General features: G+C 61.0%; 2 protein-coding genes. One reads left to right on the top strand and one right to left on the bottom strand.

Annotation, left to right across the window (positions count from 1 at the left end):
* Positions 1-340: 340 nt before the first annotated feature.
* Complete coding sequence (locus QQM37_RS09385) at positions 341-2557, bottom strand: winged helix-turn-helix domain-containing protein (RefSeq protein ID WP_285726840.1); 2217 nt, start codon at positions 2555-2557, stop codon at positions 341-343.
* Between the two features lie 659 nt (positions 2558-3216).
* Between QQM37_RS09385 and QQM37_RS09380 the strand changes: the two genes are divergently transcribed.
* Positions 3217-4292: zinc-dependent metalloprotease (locus QQM37_RS09380; RefSeq protein WP_285726838.1), on the top strand; the 1076-nt coding region annotated here is incomplete at its 3' end.

Here is a 4292-nt window from a genome sequence, read left to right as displayed (position 1 = left end):
GACGGATGATCCGACGATTGATGCCGGCTATATTGCTCCGGTTGTGGAGCAACCAAACCTTGCCGCTACAGGGGCAGTGGCCCCGTGGATTATCCTCGGTACCGCAATGCTGTTGATTCTGCTGGGCGGGATTTTGGTGCTGCTCCGACGGACCCGGCACAGCTCGTAGCGACGAGTGTGGTGCGGCCTTGGGACATCTTCAGTGGCCGCACCACACTCATGTCGTTGGCGGCAGAAGTAGGTGGCGACTCCAGGCATGTGGATCTGGAGGCTAAGGCATACCTGACTGCTGGGAAGTCCAGGCTCTAACCATTGTCTGGGTCAGGCGCAAAGCATCGGATCAGTCGTCCGCGGTGTTGTCTGAGCCTTCATCCAACAACCCCAGAGCCACCGCCCGGGCTACAGCATCGGATCGAGTGGAGACGGACAGTTTTCGGAAGATCGACGCGATCTGGGTGATCACCGTGTGTCGGGAGACGAACAACCGCTCGGCGATCTCAGGCCGCGTCAAATGAGTCTGCAGATAGGGGAGCACCCGCTGCTCAGCCACGGTCAGCGCGGTCGACGGCCCCGTCGAACCGGCGGACCGTTCGCTCTGACGTAAGGCGGCGCGGAGGGTGGCAATACGTTGATCCAGTTGCTCCCGTCCCCCGGCGGGCGGGAGCATGTCGTCGATTTCGCTGAGAAGCATCCGTACCGTGGCATTGTCGCCGATCATCAGGTGCGCCCGGGCGAGGAGAAGTCGGGTGGGGACACTGATCAATGGGACAGATCGCATGCACCGGCCTCGCTCGGTCATGGCGGCGATGAGCAACTGTTCACCGACTGCGCGGTGACCTGCGTGGAGTTCGACACAGGCCGCTGCTGCATGTGCGTAGCCACACATAACGTAGCCATCGATGCTGCCGGTCTGGATGGTCTGTAGCGCTGCGGAGACATGTTCTTCAGCCTCCCTCCAGCTCCCGGACTCGATGGCGAGCAGGGCGAACTCTGTGTGGACCATGACTACGGTGGCAGGGTTCCCCCGGGCATCGGCAGTGTGCAGTGCCAACTCAAGGAACTCTCTGGCTCGAGTTGCATCTCCGCTATGCAACAGAGTGCTGCCCAGGATCTGAAGTGCAGGGTCACGCCACGGGCTCCCGGCGGTTTCCTCAGCTGCCGCGAACTCGGCGTCCACCAGCGCGGCAGCCATGCCACTTTTCATCAAGATGGCCCGGACCATTGCCTTGGCTGAGGGTAGGTTCACGCTCAACGGGCCGTCATCACCCTCGGACTCAGCTGTTCCGCTGAGGAGGGTGGACCACTTGACGGCCTGTGCATCGGTGCCGGCCAGAAGGGCCAGCCAGGTGACCACGACGACGGCTATGGGCACCGATAGGAGGCGTGCGTCCCCGATTTCATTGATCCAACGTTCGAGCGTCGCGGCTTGGCCGGCCTCGTAGGTTCCGATGGCGGCCACAGTCACCAGGGTCGTGGCGGTGGGGAAGTCTTCGGCAGCAATCGCATGGTCGATCGCAGCGGGCAGTTGACCTCTGGTCTGGAACCACTGAGATGCGCGACTGTGTAGGGACGCGACAGATGCTGAGGCCTCGAGTCGCAATTCACGCATCAAATACTCGCGAAACAGCGGATGCAGACGGTAGGAGTTCCGGCTGCGATCGGCACTGATGAAGAGTTGTTGCGCCTCTAGATCCCGGAGCACCCGTGCTGAATCCGAACGTTCATCAACGGCGTCGCACAGATCTGGGAAAAGTATGTCCAGAATCGATGTCCGGAGCAGGAACCGACGTATTTCTACCGGGAGACCTCGTAGGCATTCCTGATAGAGGTACTCCGAGAGCACCGCCTCGTTGCTCAGCGAGGTGAAGGGTGTGCTCCGGGAGAGAATCGCGTACATGTGCAGTCCTGCTGCCCAGCCGCCGCACTGCTCCACCCAGTCGCCGAGTTCTGAGGTACTCACCTGCGCTCCACTGCTAGCGGCGATCCTTGCGGCCCCAGCGAGGTCGATGCGTAGATCGTCGGCAGTAACTGGGGTCCACGATGTCGCCAGACCACCGCGCACATAGTGGAGGGGGCGATGGCGGCTTGCCAGCACTACCTGGGAGCCTTCCGGTACTCCGGACAGGACAATATTGAGCGCGTCAATAGTGCCGAGGTCCTCGAGTAGATGCAGCTCGTCCAGGAAGAGAACGAAAGGGCTGGCGCTGCGCGAGAGAGCGCGCGCCAGGGTCGGCGCAATGCGGCTTAACATGGCACCGTCAGCGGTGGGAATGCGGCCGGAAAAAGGCGCCATGTCCGGTGCGAAGGGCGCGCAGGCGTGTGCGATCAGGTGGACCAGCGACGCAGGATCGTTGTCCGCCGAGCTTAGCGTGACCCATCCCGTGGCGCGCTCTTCGCGTTGCTGCCATTCCGCCAGGAAGGACGTCTTGCCGTAGCCTGCGGGAGCGGTCACCGTCACCAGACGGGATGCTCCGGCTTGCAGGGCTGCTACGTGTCTGGAACGCCGTACAAATTTTCTGTCGAATTCGGGCGCGGTCGTTTTGGCCTCGAAATACAGAGTCTCTATTTTATCCCCCTATTTCAGATATTGCTGTTTGCACCCCCATGCTTCACAACCACTGGATGAAGCGTAGCCTCTCAGTGATTTTTCCAACACCAAGTGAAACTTCCTGCTCTGCGGAGTTGCTACTTTCACTCAATGTGGGTGATGTGCCGAATTCCGGCGCTGTCTAGCGTGAAAACATTGGGTTCTTACCCAATCGATGCAGTCTGGCCAGCCAACAGGTGCGGCTGGGGTGCGCAGCTCCAAAAGGGGGTGGGTGGACTCGGTCCCCCAGTAGCAAATCGAGTCCACCCACTAACGAGTCTGGTGAGAGATCGCACTTGCGACTGGACTGATCAGGAGACTTCGATGACAGTTAGCTCCGGACGCCGGGACACCCCTTGGTGGCGTTGCCGCTGGGTCCCACGTCAATAGCTTTCGCGGCGGGGGGGGGGAGAGATGATCTATGCGACGGCGGGACGATGTAGTAGCGGCGGTTGCCTGTCACTAGTTTTCACTCGATTCATGTGATGCTCCATCAGATGAATCCACTTAGTTTTGACATGCCTGATGTGTGTGAGTTCAGCCTGATGCGTTAGTTCTTGCGACGCACAGTGCCCTTCGTACGCCAGCAAGATTTATGTTTAGTTCCCCATCGGAAGATTTGTTGCCTCATGAGATCACGCAGGGCCGGAACGTCTCTAGCGGCGGCGTTGCTCGCTGCCTCACTTATCGTGGGCACTCCCGCCCTTGCACAGGCTGCTCCCGGGCTCGCAACAGCACCCGTGCCAGCCCAGCTTCTCCCGGCTGCCTTTACTCCGGCGCCGGATCCGCTGCCACCCACCCTGATCACCAAACCGGACCTGCATCCCGTCTCCTTGAGCAGCAAACCAGGTGCGTTGAAGACCATCTGGTTGGTGTTCCAGGGTGGTGAGCTCAGCGGGACCAATTGGAACAGCGGACGCCATCTTCAGGATGCTGCACAGACTCCCGTTCCCTACGCAGCACCCATCGATTTCAACCCGGCCGGCAACGACTCGGTGGCGATGCGTACTGAGGTGTTTAACCGGATGGCCGAGCTGTTCTCGCCGTTCGACGTCAACGTCACCACGGTGCGACCTGCTGCCACAGCGCTCAGCAAGGACTCTCTGGTTGATCCGAGTTATGGCGGCGTGGTGCTGTACACCAACGATATGTTCTCCAGCGGTCTTCACTTCCATGACGCCGACGACGCGGACGGCCTAGCCCACACACCGAGCTTTGGCGACCCCAGCGACTACTTCGCCTGGGTGAGCACCACCCTGATGTCGGGAAACCCCAAGGAACTGGCCGACGTCGCCGCTCATGAGGTGGGACACACTCTTGGCCTCCACCACCAGGGTGTTGGCTCGCAGGCCTACTACTCGCCCTCTGGTCTCTGGGCACCGATTATGGGCAGCGGAACCGATGCGGCCATGGTGCGGTGGTCCAATGCGCAGTATCCAAACTCTCTGGGTGGGCAGGACGATCTGGCCGTGATGACGGATGCCAGCGCGGTGACCCAGACGGAAAAGTACTACCTGCCAGATGGCACGCCCGCCTCGTCGAACACCGGATTCTGTCAGGCCGGCGGCGGCGTGGCATGGATCGCCGTCGTCGGGGTTGCCTGTGATGACATCCCGGAGGCAAGCCGTCAGTACGTGGGGTACCACGACTACTTCACCGGGCGTCTCGACTATGCAGCTGACGACCACGGGAACACCCCAGCAAC

This window comes from Psychromicrobium xiongbiense (assembly GCF_030271165.1).
Classification (GTDB): domain Bacteria; phylum Actinomycetota; class Actinomycetes; order Actinomycetales; family Micrococcaceae; genus Renibacterium; species Renibacterium xiongbiense.
The sequence above is the reverse complement of the archived record's forward strand: the minus strand, read 5'-3'. Positions and strand labels throughout refer to the sequence as shown.